The organism is Flavobacterium sp., from assembly GCF_017985075.1.
Taxonomy (GTDB): domain Bacteria; phylum Bacteroidota; class Bacteroidia; order Flavobacteriales; family Flavobacteriaceae; genus Flavobacterium.
The window spans coordinates 33,572-48,131 of the sequence record NZ_JAGNYF010000002.1 but is presented as its reverse complement, the minus strand read 5'-3'; the positions used below and the strand labels follow the sequence as shown (position 1 = coordinate 48,131).

The 14,560-nt window shown below is 31.5% G+C and carries 13 protein-coding genes; 7 read left to right on the top strand and 6 right to left on the bottom strand.

Translation table 11 applies throughout. The features are described from left to right. Positions 1–5: 5 nt before the first annotated feature. On the bottom strand, positions 6–2,201 hold the full coding sequence (gene recQ, locus KA468_RS00885; RefSeq protein ID WP_291241070.1) for a DNA helicase RecQ: 2,196 nt from the start codon (positions 2,199–2,201) through the stop codon (positions 6–8). A gap of 121 nt (positions 2,202–2,322) precedes the next feature. On the opposite strand from recQ, the gene KA468_RS00880 reads away from it, so the two are divergent. From KA468_RS00880 to KA468_RS00860, 5 genes are all read left to right on the top strand, one after another. Further along, positions 2,323–3,288, top strand: coding sequence for a KpsF/GutQ family sugar-phosphate isomerase (locus KA468_RS00880; protein WP_291241069.1), 966 nt, complete (start codon positions 2,323–2,325; stop codon positions 3,286–3,288). Next, positions 3,288–4,118: a twin-arginine translocase subunit TatC gene (gene tatC, locus KA468_RS00875; RefSeq protein WP_291241068.1), complete on the top strand. Its 831-nt coding sequence runs from the start codon at positions 3,288–3,290 to the stop codon at positions 4,116–4,118. Before KA468_RS00880 ends, tatC begins: the two co-directional genes overlap by 1 nt. Next, positions 4,118–4,471 (top strand): carboxymuconolactone decarboxylase family protein, encoded by a 354-nt coding sequence (locus KA468_RS00870; protein ID WP_291241067.1) that lies wholly within the window; start codon positions 4,118–4,120, stop codon positions 4,469–4,471. The genes tatC and KA468_RS00870 overlap by 1 nt, the downstream gene beginning before the upstream one ends. A 97-nt stretch (positions 4,472–4,568) precedes the next feature. After that, positions 4,569–5,339 carry an LPS export ABC transporter ATP-binding protein gene (gene lptB, locus KA468_RS00865; protein WP_291241066.1) on the top strand — a complete coding sequence of 257 codons (771 nt, stop codon included), beginning with the start codon at positions 4,569–4,571 and terminating at the stop codon, positions 5,337–5,339. 199 nt (positions 5,340–5,538) lie between these two features. Beyond that, complete coding sequence (locus KA468_RS00860) at positions 5,539–5,772, top strand: DUF5808 domain-containing protein (protein WP_291241065.1); 234 nt, start codon at positions 5,539–5,541, stop codon at positions 5,770–5,772. On the opposite strand, the gene KA468_RS00855 is transcribed toward KA468_RS00860, so the two are convergent. The 3 genes from KA468_RS00855 to KA468_RS00845 all read right to left on the bottom strand — a co-directional run bounded on the left by KA468_RS00855 (position 5,765) and on the right by KA468_RS00845 (position 8,114). Beyond that, on the bottom strand, positions 5,765–6,607 hold the full coding sequence (locus tag KA468_RS00855; protein ID WP_291241064.1) for a GH25 family lysozyme: 843 nt from the start codon (positions 6,605–6,607) through the stop codon (positions 5,765–5,767). The two genes, KA468_RS00860 and KA468_RS00855, sit on opposite strands and share 8 nt — an antisense overlap. A gap of 147 nt (positions 6,608–6,754) precedes the next feature. Continuing rightward, on the bottom strand, positions 6,755–7,342 hold the full coding sequence (locus KA468_RS00850; protein WP_291241063.1) for a hypothetical protein: 588 nt from the start codon (positions 7,340–7,342) through the stop codon (positions 6,755–6,757). 37 nt (positions 7,343–7,379) lie between these two features. After that, complete coding sequence (locus KA468_RS00845; RefSeq protein ID WP_291241128.1) at positions 7,380–8,114, bottom strand: CDP-alcohol phosphatidyltransferase family protein; 735 nt, start codon at positions 8,112–8,114, stop codon at positions 7,380–7,382. Positions 8,115–8,264: 150 nt separating this feature from the next. Between KA468_RS00845 and KA468_RS00840 the strand changes: the two genes are divergently transcribed. After that, positions 8,265–9,308, top strand: a complete 1,044-nt coding sequence (locus KA468_RS00840) for a PorV/PorQ family protein (protein WP_291241127.1) — start codon at positions 8,265–8,267, stop codon at positions 9,306–9,308. Between the two features lie 68 nt (positions 9,309–9,376). Further along, on the top strand, positions 9,377–10,489 hold the full coding sequence (locus KA468_RS00835; protein WP_291241062.1) for a DUF4105 domain-containing protein: 1,113 nt from the start codon (positions 9,377–9,379) through the stop codon (positions 10,487–10,489). A gap of 61 nt (positions 10,490–10,550) precedes the next feature. Here KA468_RS00835 and KA468_RS00830 read toward each other — a convergent pair whose 3' ends face one another. Further along, on the bottom strand, positions 10,551–13,328 hold the full coding sequence (locus KA468_RS00830) for a bifunctional aconitate hydratase 2/2-methylisocitrate dehydratase (protein ID WP_291241061.1): 2,778 nt from the start codon (positions 13,326–13,328) through the stop codon (positions 10,551–10,553). Between the two features lie 259 nt (positions 13,329–13,587). Beyond that, on the bottom strand, positions 13,588–14,541 hold the full coding sequence (locus KA468_RS00825; protein WP_291241060.1) for a MoxR family ATPase: 954 nt from the start codon (positions 14,539–14,541) through the stop codon (positions 13,588–13,590). Positions 14,542–14,560 lie beyond the last annotated feature (19 nt).

The window sequence follows — 14,560 nt, the reverse complement described above, 5'->3', positions numbered from 1 at the left end:
CATTTTTAATTCGCTACTTCGCTTATAAATTTGATTCGCATTAATCGTAATTCTTCCGTATCATATTCACCATCAAACTCTTTAAGTGCATTTTCTATGTTGTCCGATTCGGATTCCATAAAATATTCATGAATTTCTTCTTGTTGCTCTTCATCTAAAATATCATCAATCCAATATTTAATATTTAATTTGGTTCCAGAAAATACAATTTGTTCCATTTCTTTTAATAAATCGTCAAATTTTAATCCTTTAGCTGAAGCGATATCATCTAAGGCTAATTTTCTATCGATATTTTGAATAATGTATAATTTATTTATGGAATTGGCTCCTGTAGATTTTACTACTAAATCATCTGGACGAATAATATCATTTTCATCTACATATCTTGAAATCAATTCAATAAACGGGTTTCCGAATTTCTTTGCCTTACCTTCTCCTACACCGTGAACGTTGCTTAACTCGTCAATGGTAATTGGATATTTAAGGGCCATATCTTCCAAAGAAGGGTCTTGAAACACTACAAAAGGTGGCACATTATGCTTTTTGGCTTCTTTTTTACGTAAATCTTTTAGCATAGACATTAATACTGCATCGGCAGTTCCTGTTGCTTTTGCTGCTGCGATGATATTTTCGTCTTCTTCTTCACTAAACTCATGATCTTCTGCCACCATAAATGAATATGGTTTTTCAATAAAATCTTGTCCGGCATGTGTTACTTTTAAAACACCATAACTTTCAATGTCTTTTGAAATTAATCCTGCCACTAAAACCTGACGAATTAATGCCATCCAGTATTTTTCGTCATGCTTAGCACCACTTCCAAATGTTTTTAAGGTATCAATTTTTTGTGCTTTAATAATGGCATTAATTTTACCTACTAAAGCCATTATGACTTCTTTAGATTTAAATAACTGTTTCGTATCGTTAATGACTTTTAGCAATGTAACTATTTGATTTTGAGCTTCTGTTTTAACTTTTGGATTTCTAACATTATCATCCATATCGGCTCCTTCGCCATTAACCTCGTCAAATTCTTCTCCGAAATAGTGAAGTAAATATTTTCGTCTCGACATAGAAGTTTCTGCATAAGCTACCACTTCTTGTAATAAAGCATAACCAATTTCTTGTTCAGCAATTGGTTTTCCAGACATAAATTTCTCTAACTTTTCAATATCTTTATACGAATAGTACGCCAAACAAATTCCTTCACCATCATCTCTTCCTGCTCTTCCTGTTTCTTGATAATAACTTTCTAATGATTTTGGAATGTCGTGATGAATTACAAATCGTACATCTGGTTTGTCAATTCCCATACCGAAAGCGATAGTGGCCACCACCACATCAACATCTTCCATAAGAAACATATCTTGATGTTTGGCACGTGTTTTCGCATCTAAACCTGCATGATAAGGCACTGCAGAAATTCCGTTTACCTGAAGAACCTGTGCAATTTCTTCCACTTTTTTTCTACTTAAGCAATAGATAACACCTGATTTTCCTTTGTGTTGCTTGATAAATCGTATAATATCACCTTGAACATTTTTTGTTTTCGGACGTATTTCGTAATATAAATTTGGTCGGTTAAAAGAAGCTTTAAACGTATTGGCATTTGGCATATCTAAATTTTTCAAGATATCTTCTTGTACTTTCGGAGTAGCCGTTGCAGTAAGTCCAATAATTGGCACATCACCTAATTGCTTAATAATACTTCTTAAATTTCTGTATTCTGGTCTAAAATCATGTCCCCATTCTGAAATACAATGTGCTTCATCAATGGCTACGAAGGATATTTTCACTGTTTTTAAAAACTGAATATAATCCTCTTTAGTTAATGATTCAGGGGCTACGTATAGCATTTTAGTTTTTCCAGATAATATATCTGCTTTTACCTGATTGACTTCTGTTTTATTTAATGAAGAATTTAAAACATGAGCTACGCCAACATCAGACCCCATACTTCTGATGGCATCTACTTGATTTTTCATTAAAGCAATAAGTGGAGAAACCACAATAGCCGTTCCGTCTAAAACCAATGCAGGCAATTGATAACATAATGATTTACCTCCACCTGTTGGCATAATTACAAAGGTATTATTACCAGAAATAATACTTGTAACTACTTTTTCTTGTAAACCTTTAAATTGTGAAAATCCAAAGTATTTTTTTAACTCTTTGTATAAATCTATATTCTGTTCTTTCATGAAATAATGGGTTGAACTTATAAACAAATAATTTTAGACAATTATTATTTGAATTTTGTCTAAATTTGCAATCATAAAGATACAACTATTCTTTAAAAACAAAAATATAATTCATTTAATTTTGAATACAACACAAACTATATTAGAAAACGCAAAGCAATCTATCCTGTCTCAAAGTGAAAGTATTGCGAAACTTACACAATATCTTACTGAAGATTTTGCCAAAACGGTTCAATTAATTTTCGATTCCAAAGGACGATTAGTAGTTACTGGTATTGGAAAAAGTGCCATTATTGCTCAGAAAATTGTAGCCACATTAAATTCTACAGGCACACCATCTATATTTTTACACGCTGCTGAAGCCATTCACGGCGATTTAGGAATGATTCAAAAAGGCGACGTTGTTTTATGTATTTCAAAAAGTGGAAATAGCCCTGAAATTAAAGTTTTGGCGCCAATTATCAAAAATTTTGGTACTACTTTAATTGGAATGACGGCTAATCCAAGTTCTTTTTTAGCTACTTCTTCCGATTTGGTTTTATTAGCTCACGTAGATGAAGAAAGTTGTCCGCTTGGTTTAGCTCCTACAAATAGCACCACTGCGCAATTGGTTTTAGGTGATGCCATAGCAATTTGTTTGATGAAAATGAGAGGTTTTCAAGCCGCGGATTTTGCCAAATATCATCCCGGTGGTGCCTTAGGAAAAAAACTATTGTTGCGTGTAAAAGACATGTTAGATACAACACACGCACCACAAGTGACTCCTAATGCTTCCATCAAGAAAGTAATTATGGAAATATCCGAAAAACGATTAGGCGTTACTGCTGTTGTTGAAAATGACGTTGTAATAGGTATTATTACAGATGGTGACATTAGACGAATGTTAACTGATAGAGAATCTTTTTCAGACTTAACTGCACAAGATATTATGACCAAAAACCCTAAATCAATTGCTTCAACGGTTTTGGTTGCAGAAGCTTTAGATGTATTGGAAGATAATAAAATTACACAATTGATGGTAATTGATAATGGAACCTATAAAGGCGTGTTACATTTACACGATATTTTAAAAGAAGGAATTGTATAATGGCAAAAAAGAACAAAAAAAACATTAACGAAATGACTTTTTTAGATCATCTTGAGGAATTAAGATGGTTGTTAGTGAGAAGTTCGGCTGCTATTTTAACAGGAGGAGCAATTGCTTGGGTTTTTAGTGATTTTATCTTTCAAACGATCATTTTCGGACCTATGAAAGGTGATTTTATTACCTATCAGTTTTTTTGTGATTTGGCAAATAAATATGATTTAGACAAAAGTTTTTGCGATGCTACTTTGAATTTCAGTATTCAAAACACCGAAATTGAAGGGCAAATTTCTTTATTAGTTTGGACGTGTATTACTGCAGGATTTATCATAAGTTTCCCTTATATTTTATTACAATTTTGGAATTTCATTAGTCCAGCATTATATAAAAAAGAAAAAAGAAATGCGGTAAAATTTATAGTTATTTCCTCTTTGTTATTCTTTTTAGGCGTGTTATTTGGTTATTTTGTGTTAACACCCTTATCGTTGAATTTTTTATCAACATTTACCGTTTCTGATGTAATTAAAAATGATATTAATGTCAATTCTTACATCGGAACTGTAAAAACTACTACTTTAGCTACTGGTTTAATTTTCGAATTACCAATCATAATTTATTTCTTATCAACTTTAGGGTTGGTAACCCCTTCTTTTTTAAGAGAATACAGAAAATGGGCATATGTAATTATCTTAATTATTGCTGCAATAGTAACACCGCCAGATGTAATTAGCCAAGTTATAGTCACAATCCCGTTAATTATACTTTACGAAATTAGTATTTTTATTAGTGCTTTTATCTTTAAGAAAAACAACAAATCAATAACCACAATATAATGAGTGATTTAATTTCCGAGTTTAACGACTATCGTGCTAAAATGAATGAAAAATTATTAGCCGATGATAATAAAGTAATTAAAAGAATTTTCAACTTAGACACCAACGCATATAGCGAAGGTGCACTTGATGTGAAAACTAAAGAATTATTAGGATTAGTAGCTTCAGCGGTTTTACGTTGTGATGATTGTATAAAATATCATTTAGAAACGGCTTATAAAAACGGAGTAAATCGTACAGAAATGATGGAAGCTATGAGTATTGCTACTTTAGTTGGTGGTACAATCGTAATTCCGCATTTGCGTAGAGCTTATGAGTTTTGGGAAGCGTTGGAAGAAGCAGGAACTAAATAATTGTTAATTTGTATAATCGTTTATTTGAATATTCGTTTATTTGTAAAAAATAACTTAGCCACTTTGTAACTTAGTTACTTTGAAACTCATAGAAAAAATGAAATTAAGAGCCGAAAATTTAGTTAAAACATATAAGAAAAGGAGCGTTGTAAAAGGCATTTCTGTTGAAGTAAACCAAGGCGAAATTGTGGGTTTATTAGGCCCAAATGGCGCTGGAAAAACGACTTCTTTTTATATGATTGTAGGTTTAGTGAAGCCAAATAGCGGAAATATTTATTTAGACGATATGAATATTACCGATTATCCAATGTACAAACGTGCCCAAAACGGAATTGGTTACTTAGCGCAAGAAGCATCGGTTTTTAGAAAATTAAGCATTGAAGACAATATTTTATCGGTTTTACAATTAACAAATTTAACCAAAGCCGAACAAGAAGCCAAAATGGAAAGCTTAATTGAAGAGTTTTCATTAGGTCATATTCGTACAAATCGTGGCGATTTATTATCAGGTGGCGAACGAAGAAGAACTGAAATTGCACGTTGTTTGGCAACAGACCCAAAATTTATTTTATTAGATGAACCGTTTGCAGGAGTTGACCCAGTTGCAGTTGAAGATATTCAAAGAATCGTAGCACAATTAAAAAATAAAAACATCGGAATATTAATAACCGACCATAACGTACAAGAAACATTAGCCATCACAGATAAAACCTATTTAATGTTCGAAGGTGGTATCTTAAAAGCAGGAAAACCAGAAGAATTAGTAGAAGACGAAATGGTAAGACGTGTATATTTAGGTCAGAATTTCGAATTAAGAAAAACAAAAATCGACTTCAATGCTCCGAAAGAAGTTGAATTAGATAAATAACTAAACACATAGACAAATAGAATTTATTTTTCACACCACGTTTGTCACGCTGAAAGCGTCTCAATTGTAATTGCAAGAATGTGTTTAATTCGTCATTAAGACGCAGGGAAATATCTTCCTTATACAAATTTAAGTAAATGCAATGATTAAAAAATCTGTATAAATCGATTAAAACCCATATTATCCGCGTACCTATCATATGAAAAATCCATCAAAAGAACAATTAGAAGCTTGGCGCAAAGACCCAAATAATTGGAAATGTGGCGTGTTTTATTATAATCCAGAAGATGAAAGATTATTACCGCCAAAAAGAGAAGCTTGGATGGGCTGGACCACTAACTTTGCCAATTCAAAATCTGTTGCGTTATTAATTGCTATTATTTTTTTAATCGTATTTTCTATGGCATTTTTACCCAAAAAATGGATTATTTAATACACACTTTCTTTAAATCCTCAACGTTTCCGTTGAAAACATTGACATCAACTAATTCATTAACGCCGTGAAGTTTTGCTTTCTCAGTAAATTGCCACATTAAATAATCATCTTCAATTTTTTCTTTCCAAGGATTGTAGTTTGCTATCCAAAATAAGTAGTCTGGGAAATCGTCTCGCAAAAAATCTTCATAATATTTTTCACCCGTATATATTATCGGTTTCACTCCGTACTCTTTTTCTACTAGTGTTAACCAATTTTGTAACCCTTTCTTTAATTTGTCCATCGATTGCCCTTTAGGCATTTTTTCGATATCTAAAATTGGTGGCAAATGTCCTTTTCGTAATTTTACATTCTTAATAAAATTATTGGCTTGATCGGTTGAATTTTCATCTGGACGATAATAATGATAAGCACCCTGAATATAAACAGTTGATGATAAATTTCTCCAATTTTTTTTGAAGTTTCTATCTGCTTTTTTACTTCCGGCTGTTGCCCGAACCACAACAAACTTAATTTCAAATTGCTCCTCAATAGCTTCAAGATTTCCCCAATCAATAGTACCTTGATACTGAGAAACATCAATGCCGAAAATTTTACCTTCGTGATTGGCAACGATATCATTTATGCGTTTATCTTCTAATTTCCTCTGATTTGCAGTTAATTCGGTGTTTTTAGTTTTAAATCCCAAATAATATAATAACATATCTTTTTTCTGGTACACGAAAACAATCGTACATAATAACAAAAAAAGTCCAAGAATCCATTTGAAAGATTTCGGACTAATTAAAGTTTGTTTTTTTCTTTTAGAAGTATATTTTCTTCTTGTTGCCATTATATTAATAATTTAATTTGTTTAGTGTCTTAAAGAAGTGACGAAACACCAAAACCAAGAATTCTCAAAAATAAACAAAACTTAATATTAAAAATCGTAAAACTCAAACCTCACCATTCCTTGAATTAGTTATCATTTGTAGTAACTTTATTCAAGTTCAATCTTTTCAACTGTGTCGGTTTCAATTTTAGTTTCTCCTTTAAAATTTATTACCTTGTGTTTATATTGAACTTTATTATTTAAAAGTTTTATATCGCTTTTTAAAGATTCCAATTGTCCTTCTATTTTAATTATTCCATAATACTTTTCAAATATCAAAAGTTTATTTTCTACTATTTCATATTGGCAACAAGCCCCTAAAAACCCATTGAAAGATGAATAAACTTTTAAATTTTCTTTCTGATATTTAATTTCTTTTGGATAAACAAGTTTCAGAAATATTGAAGTTAATATTCCTAAAAAAATTCCTCCGAAAATATAAAATAGAATTCCTGTTAAAATTGAAATAAAGTAATAGAAATAATATACCGCGAGTTTCTTGAATGGTTTTCTATTGAGAAAAAATAATGTGAACCCACTAACATATATCAGGAGCTTTAAAATAAAAATTAGACTACTATTAATTCCGAAATTCGTTATTAATTGTACCAAATAATTTAAAATGACAAAGCTCAAAACGAAAAAATGTATTTTGAATATAATTCTATTAATATTTGTCATTCTCTTATTTTTCATAACTATATTTCAAAGTACTATTGATATGTGATTTTTTCTACACTTTCTTAGCAATCGCATTATTCACAACCGATAAAATCACATATAACAAAATGATAATTGGGATGGCGATAAATTCTAACAAGATTAATAAAATTAAAGAAAGGATTAAAAATACGACTTGCATTTTATATTTTTCCCAGCTAAAACTTTTTACTTTTAAAGAAAATAAAGGAATTTCTGCATTTAATAAATACGAACTTAAAACTGTAATTCCAACTAAAACATAAGGATTACTTAAAAAATCAACCAACCATTCAAATTCTGAATGAAACTGAATCATTGGAATACTCATAATTAACAAAGCATTTGCTGGTGTTGGCAAACCAATAAACGAATCCGTTTGACGCGTATCGATATTAAATTTAGCCAATCTGTAACAAGATGCTAAAGTGATTAAAAATCCTAAATATGGTACAACACCCATATAATACGTGTCTTCTGTTAAATTATATTGCGATTGGTTTTCCTGAATATCTGCTAACATTTTATACATTACCAATCCTGGCACCACTCCACTTGTCACCATATCTGCTAAAGAATCCAATTGTAAACCAATTGGACTTTGTACTTTCCAAATTCTGGCAAAAAAACCATCCCAATAATCGAAGAAAATTCCCAAACAAACCAATGAAAAAGCTTCATTATAATTCCCGTTAAATGCGTGAATTAATGACAGCAAACCTGCTAATAAATTCAACAAAGTGATGGTATTTGGAATGTGTTTTTTGATACTCATTAAGTAATGTTTTTTTTTATTATGAATTTTCTATAGCAAATGTAAACAATAAATTGAAAGAATTTGAGTTTATTAAAGAAGAAATTATGATATTTGTTGTTAGATTTAAATGATTTGAAAAAAATAATAGTATTCATCGGGTTGCTGACTTCCACGTCATTTTTCGGACAAACTATTCGTAAATATTCCAACGAATTTTTAAACATTGGAGTGGATGCGGCGGCGTTAGGAATGAGTAATGCGGTAACTGCACAAACCTCGGATGTAAATTCAGGATATTGGAATCCAGCAGGAATTTTACAATTGGAAGACAAACAAATTGCTTTAATGCACGCGAATTATTTTGCAAATATTGCGCAATATGATTACGCCTGTTTTGCTATGCCAATTGACGACAGAAGCGCTTTCGGAATTTCTTTAATTCGTTTTGGGGTAGATGATATTTTAAATACCACTCAATTAATTGACAGTCAGGGTAATATTGATTATAATAGAATTTCTCTTTTTTCAACTGCCGATTATGGCGTTACGTTTTCATACGCCAGAAAATTACCCGTTCAAGGTTTTAATTATGGTGTGAATGCCAAAGTAATTCGAAGAATTATTGGCGATTTTGCCTCTTCTTGGGGTTTTGGATTTGATGTAGGCTTACAATTTCAAAACAAAAACGATTGGAAATTTGGTTTAATGTTACGAGATATCACGACAACATACAACACTTGGACCATCAACGAAGAAGAATATGAAAAAATAAAAAATGCGGTTCCAGGTGAAAACCAAGAATTACCTGAAACCAGTGAAATTACGTTACCAAAAGCACAATTTGGATTGTCAAAAAAATTCGAATTTCATTACGATTACACCTTAACAACCGCAGCCAATTTGAATATGGAATTTGCACAAACAAATGATATTATTTCTACAAGTATGGTAAGCATTAGTCCTGCAGTTGGTTTGGAATTCGGATATATTGATTTGGCTTTTTTACGAGCTGGTATTGGGAATTTTCAACAAATCACACAAATTGATAATACAAACAAAGTAAGTTTTCAACCAAATATTGGTTTAGGTTTTAAATACAAAGGCATTCAAGTAGATTACGCCTTAACTGATTTAGGAAATCAAAGTGCGGCGCTATATTCTAATGTCTTTTCTGTAAAAGTGGATTTAGGAATTTTTAGAAGATAATTTTTTGAGAATATAGAGAATAGAATATAGATATTAGACTTTTATTAGTCGTTAAAAACACATATAATATGCTAAAAAAATTACTTTTCTTATTACTTCCCATTATTGGTATATCTCAAAATGTAATTTTGTCAGACAATGCGAAAGTTAGTATTTTAACTTGCGGAACGGCGCCTGTTTCTTACGCAATGTATGGACATACAGGAATTCGAATTACAGATAATGTAAATCAAATTGACGTGGTGTATAATTATGGTGCTTTTGATTTTTCGACACCAAATTTTATGATGAAATTTGTAAAAGGTGATTTACAATATTTTGTAACAAGCGAAAATTACTACGATTTTGAATATAATTACAAATTAGACGGCAGAAGTATTGTAGCACAAGAATTAAATTTAACTACAGCACAAAAACAACAACTATTGAATGAACTCAACAGTAGTTTAACTTCCGAAGAACGCTTTTATACCTATAAATTTATTGATAAAAATTGTACTACAATGGTTGTAGATAAAATCAATAAAATTTTAGGCGAAGAAATTCTAAAACAACCGAAATCAGAGCAAAGTTACAGAGAAATTTTATATCCGTATATGTCGGATTTTTATATGAAATTAGGGATTCAAATTATTTTTGGAACTAAAGTTGACCAATCCGCGACTCGCCTATTTTTACCTTTAGAATTTGAAAAAGTATTAAATACTGCCACTCAAAATGGAAAAAAAATCGCAAAACCTTCCGAAATTTTAAATAAAGAAACCATTACAAAGCCATTTTCCTATATAAATTCTATTTATTCTTTATTAGCTGCGATTGTAATTTTGATTTTAATAAACAAAAAAGGCATACAAATTACCTATTTCATTTTTGCAGGGTTTTTAGGATTGTTTTTCAGTCTAGTAGGATTTTATTCGTTACACGAAGAAATTCTATGGAATTACAACATCTTATTATTCAATCCGTTACTATTGTTGTTTGCTTATTTTTATTGGAAAAAGAATACTCGAAAAACCATTTTATTTGGTCAAATTTGTATGGCGCTCACAATGGTTTATTTAGCTTATATTGTAAACAAAGTGCAAGTATTCATAGTACTACCAATCATCGCATTGCACCTGTTTTGGTTGATTAAGATTGTAATAAAATATAAAAAGATAAAACTCAATAGTTTTTCATAAATTATTAAATAAAAAAACGCCAAGCTTTCACTTGGCGTTTTTCGTTTATATGTACTATAAATTAATTCGTTAATAATTTATGCGAAGGCGCAAACTTAGTTAAGTTAATACCTTCTACTGCTTTTTTGTATTCTTCAATGGTTGGCGTTCTTCCTAAAATTGTTGATAAGACTACTACTGGAGTTGAAGACAATAAAGACTCTCCTTTTTTCTCAGCAGTATCTTCCACTACTCTTCCTTGGAATAAACGAGTTGAAGTAGCCATAACCGTGTCTCCTTTTGAAGCTTTTTCTTGATTACCCATACAAAGATTACAACCTGGTCGCTCTAAATATAACATATTTTCGTATTCTGTACGAGCTGCACCTTTTGGAGCATTATCGTCAAATTCGAAACCAGAATATCTTTGAAGAACTTCCCAATCACCTTCTGCTTTTAATTCGTCAACAATATTATAGGTTGGTGGAGCAACTACTAAGGGTGCATTAAATTTAACTTCTCCTTTTTGTGCTTCCACATTTTTAAGCATTTGAGCTAAAATTTTCATATCTCCTTTGTGTACCATACAAGAACCGATAAATCCTAAATCTACCTTTTTTGTTCCTCCATAAAAAGATAATGGACGAATCGTATCGTGTGTATATCGTTTAGAAACATCTTTATTGTTTACATCTGGATCAGCAATCATAGGCTCTGCGATTACATCTAAATCTACAACAACTTCTGCGCTATATTTTGCATTTGTATCTGGTCTTAAAGCTGGTTTATCACCTGATTTAATTTCTGCAATTCGTTTATTTGCTTTATTAATTAATCCTTGAAGTACTTTATTATGATTGTCCATTCCTTTATCAATCATAATTTGAATTCTTCCTTTTGCAATTTCTAACGATTCAATTAAAGTATCATCTTCAGAAATACAAATAGATGCTTTGGCTTTCATTTCTGCTGTCCAATCCGTAAATGTAAACGCTTGATCAGCCGTTAAAGTTCCTAAATGTACTTCAATAATTCTACCTTGGAATACATTTTCACCACCAAATTGTTGTAGCATTTGTGCTTGAGTAGCGTGAACCACATCACGGAAATCCATATATGATTTCATAGTACCTTTAAAAGTAACTTTTACAGATTCTGGAATTGGCATTGACGCTTCACCAGTTGCTAAAGCTAAAGCTACAGTACCAGAATCAGCACCAAAAGCAACACCTTTAGACATACGCGTATGCGAATCTCCACCAATAATAATGGCCCATTCATCAATGGTTATATCATTAAGAACTTTATGAATAACGTCTGTCATTGGATGATAAACGCCTTTAGGATCACGAGCCGTAATTAATCCGAAATCGTTCATAAATTGCATTAATTTCGGAATATTTGCTTGTGCTTTTTTATCCCAAACTGACGCAGTATGACAACCCGATTGATACGCACCATCTACAATTGGAGAAATTACTGTTGCAGCCATAGATTCTAATTCTTGAGCTGTCATTAAACCCGTTGTATCTTGCGAACCTACAATATTTACCTCTACACGAACATCTGAACCCGCGTGTAATACTTTTTTAGAAATAGTACCAACAGCATTTCTATTGAATATTTTTTCAACAGCAGTAAGACCTTGTCCGTCAATTGAGATTTCTTTTGAAGGCGCATATACTAATGGCGCTTCGACACCAAGTGTTTCAGCTGCAAAAGTTTGAATTTTCTTCCCAAAAACAATAGCATAAGAACCACCGGCTTTAATAAATTCTAATTTTTGAGGTGTGAAGGCTTTAGAAATATCAATTAATTCTTTATCGCCATTATATAATTTCTTTGTTTTTGTATTGATAGTAAGTACCGTTCCTGTTTCCACAGAATATACGTGTTCTAAAACAGGGTCACCACTTTCATTACGAATAACTTCTCCGTTTGAATCCGTCTTTTTAACCCAGTTCTTTAAATCTAAACCAATTCCACCCGTAACATCAACTGTCGTTAAGAAAATTGGAGAAATTCCGTTTGTCCCTGCAACAATTGGCGCAAAATTTACAAAAGGAACATAAGGGCTGGCTTGTTTACCTGTCCAAAGCGCCACATTATTTACACCCGACATACGTGATGAACCTACACCCATTGTACCTTTTTCGGCAATTAACATTACAGATTTGTCTGGATGTTGAGCTTGTAAGGCTTTAATTTCTTCTTGTGCTTTAGGTGTAATCATACACTTTCCGTGCAATTCTCTATCAGAACGTGAATGGGCTTGATTTCCCGGAGAAAGTAAATCTGTAGAAATATCACCTTCACCTGCTATAAAGGTCACTACTTTTATTTCTTCTGCAATTTCAGGAAGTTTCGTAAAAAATTCTGCCTTAGCATAACTTTCTAAAATTTCTGTAGCAATTGCATTTCCATTTTTATACGCTTCTTTTAAACGATCTGTATCTGCATCATATAAATATACTTGCGTTTTTAAAACGTTTGCAGCTTCTTTTGCAATATCTAAATTGTTTCCTAAAGCGATATCAAGCAACACTTTTATAGAAGGCCCACCTTTCATATGAGATAATAACTCAAATGCAAATGCAGGAGTAATTTCATTAACTACAGATTCGCCAAGAATTATTTCTTTTAAGAAATTTGCTTTTTCAACTGCTGCACTTGTAGTACCTGGCAACGTATTGTAGATAAAAAACGTAAGTGAATCTTTTCTATTTTCGTTTGTTACATCTTTTATTTGAGAAACGATCGCTTTAAGTAAATCAGCACCATCAATTGGTTTTGGATGCAATCCCTGACCTTTACGTTCTTCAATTTCTTTAATGTACTCTTTATAAATATTCGTTTCCATATCAAAAATATTATGATAATTTATTAATCTGTTTTAAAACTGATACAAATTTAACCAATTCTTTTTAGATTAAAAAATTTATAATAAAAAACGATATTCCCGAAATTATTATTTGTAATTATTCTATTTTAATGAATTTAATTCAAAAATAAAACACAAAAGGGGTGATTATTTAGGAATTCTTAATTTAAGTAAATTAAACTACGAAATTCGAAAAAAACGGTAGTGTATTTTGTCAAATTAACAAAAAGGCCTGTTGTTAAAAAAGTTTTCTGATGATGTCTTCTTCTGAAATTCCTTCGGCATCAGCTTTGTAATTTTTGACAATTCTGTGGCGTAAAATTCCGAAAGCAACAGCTTGAATGTCTTCAATATCTGGAGAAAATTTTCCGTTAATAGCTGCATTAGTTTTTGCTGCTAAAATTAAATTTTGAGACGCACGAGGACCTGCTCCCCAATCTAAATAATTTTTAACAAAATCAGGCGCTAAAGGATTATTTGGGCGGGTTTTTGAAACCAATGTTACAGCATATTCAATTACATTATCTGTGACAGGAATTTTTCTAATTAAATTCTGATAAGAAATAATTTCTTCCGCAGTAAACAATGGATTTATTGTTGTCTTCAAATCTGAAGTTGTGGCTTTCACTACTTGAACTTCTTCTTCAAAAGTTGGATAATCTAAATTTATGGCAAACATAAAACGGTCTAATTGCGCTTCTGGCAACGGATAGGTTCCTTCTTGCTCAATAGGGTTTTGAGTTGCTAAAACAAAAAATGGTAAATCTAATTTAAAACTTTGACCTGCAACTGTAACCGATTTTTCTTGCATCGCTTCTAATAATGCGGCTTGGGTTTTTGGTGGTGTTCTGTTAATTTCATCCGCCAAAATAATATTGGAAAAAATCGGACCTTTTATAAATTTAAAATTTCGTGTTTCATCTAAAATTTCACTTCCTAAAATATCTGAAGGCATTAAATCTGGCGTAAACTGAATGCGTTTAAAATGTAACCCTAATGCTTCGGAAATAGTATTTACCATCAACGTTTTTGCTAATCCTGGCACACCAACTAACAAAGCGTGACCACCAGAAAAAACACTCAAAACAATTTGATTTACTACTTCATCTTGACCTACAATAACTTTAGCAATTTCTTGTTTCAATTGCTTTTGTTTGCTTACTAATTTTTCAATTGCTGCTACGTCTGACATCTTTTTGAGTAAAGGGTTT

What these genes read in the sequence shown, in the direction of transcription:
- KA468_RS00825 (WP_291241060.1), bottom strand. Translation starts at nt 14,541, where the DNA reads ATGTCAGACGTAGCAGCAATTGAAAAATTAGTAAGCAAACAAAAGCAA.
- KA468_RS00855 (WP_291241064.1), bottom strand. Translation starts at nt 6,607, where the DNA reads ATGGCAACAAGAAGAAAATATACTTCTAAAAGAAAAAAACAAACTTTA.
- KA468_RS00860 (WP_291241065.1), top strand. Translation starts at nt 5,539, where the DNA reads ATGAAAAATCCATCAAAAGAACAATTAGAAGCTTGGCGCAAAGACCCA.
- KA468_RS00870 (WP_291241067.1), top strand. Translation starts at nt 4,118, where the DNA reads ATGAGTGATTTAATTTCCGAGTTTAACGACTATCGTGCTAAAATGAAT.
- KA468_RS00830 (WP_291241061.1), bottom strand. Translation starts at nt 13,328, where the DNA reads ATGGAAACGAATATTTATAAAGAGTACATTAAAGAAATTGAAGAACGT.
- recQ (WP_291241070.1), bottom strand. Translation starts at nt 2,201, where the DNA reads ATGAAAGAACAGAATATAGATTTATACAAAGAGTTAAAAAAATACTTT.
- KA468_RS00850 (WP_291241063.1), bottom strand. Translation starts at nt 7,342, where the DNA reads ATGAAAAATAAGAGAATGACAAATATTAATAGAATTATATTCAAAATA.
- tatC (WP_291241068.1), top strand. Translation starts at nt 3,288, where the DNA reads ATGGCAAAAAAGAACAAAAAAAACATTAACGAAATGACTTTTTTAGAT.
- KA468_RS00835 (WP_291241062.1), top strand. Translation starts at nt 9,377, where the DNA reads ATGCTAAAAAAATTACTTTTCTTATTACTTCCCATTATTGGTATATCT.
- lptB (WP_291241066.1), top strand. Translation starts at nt 4,569, where the DNA reads ATGAAATTAAGAGCCGAAAATTTAGTTAAAACATATAAGAAAAGGAGC.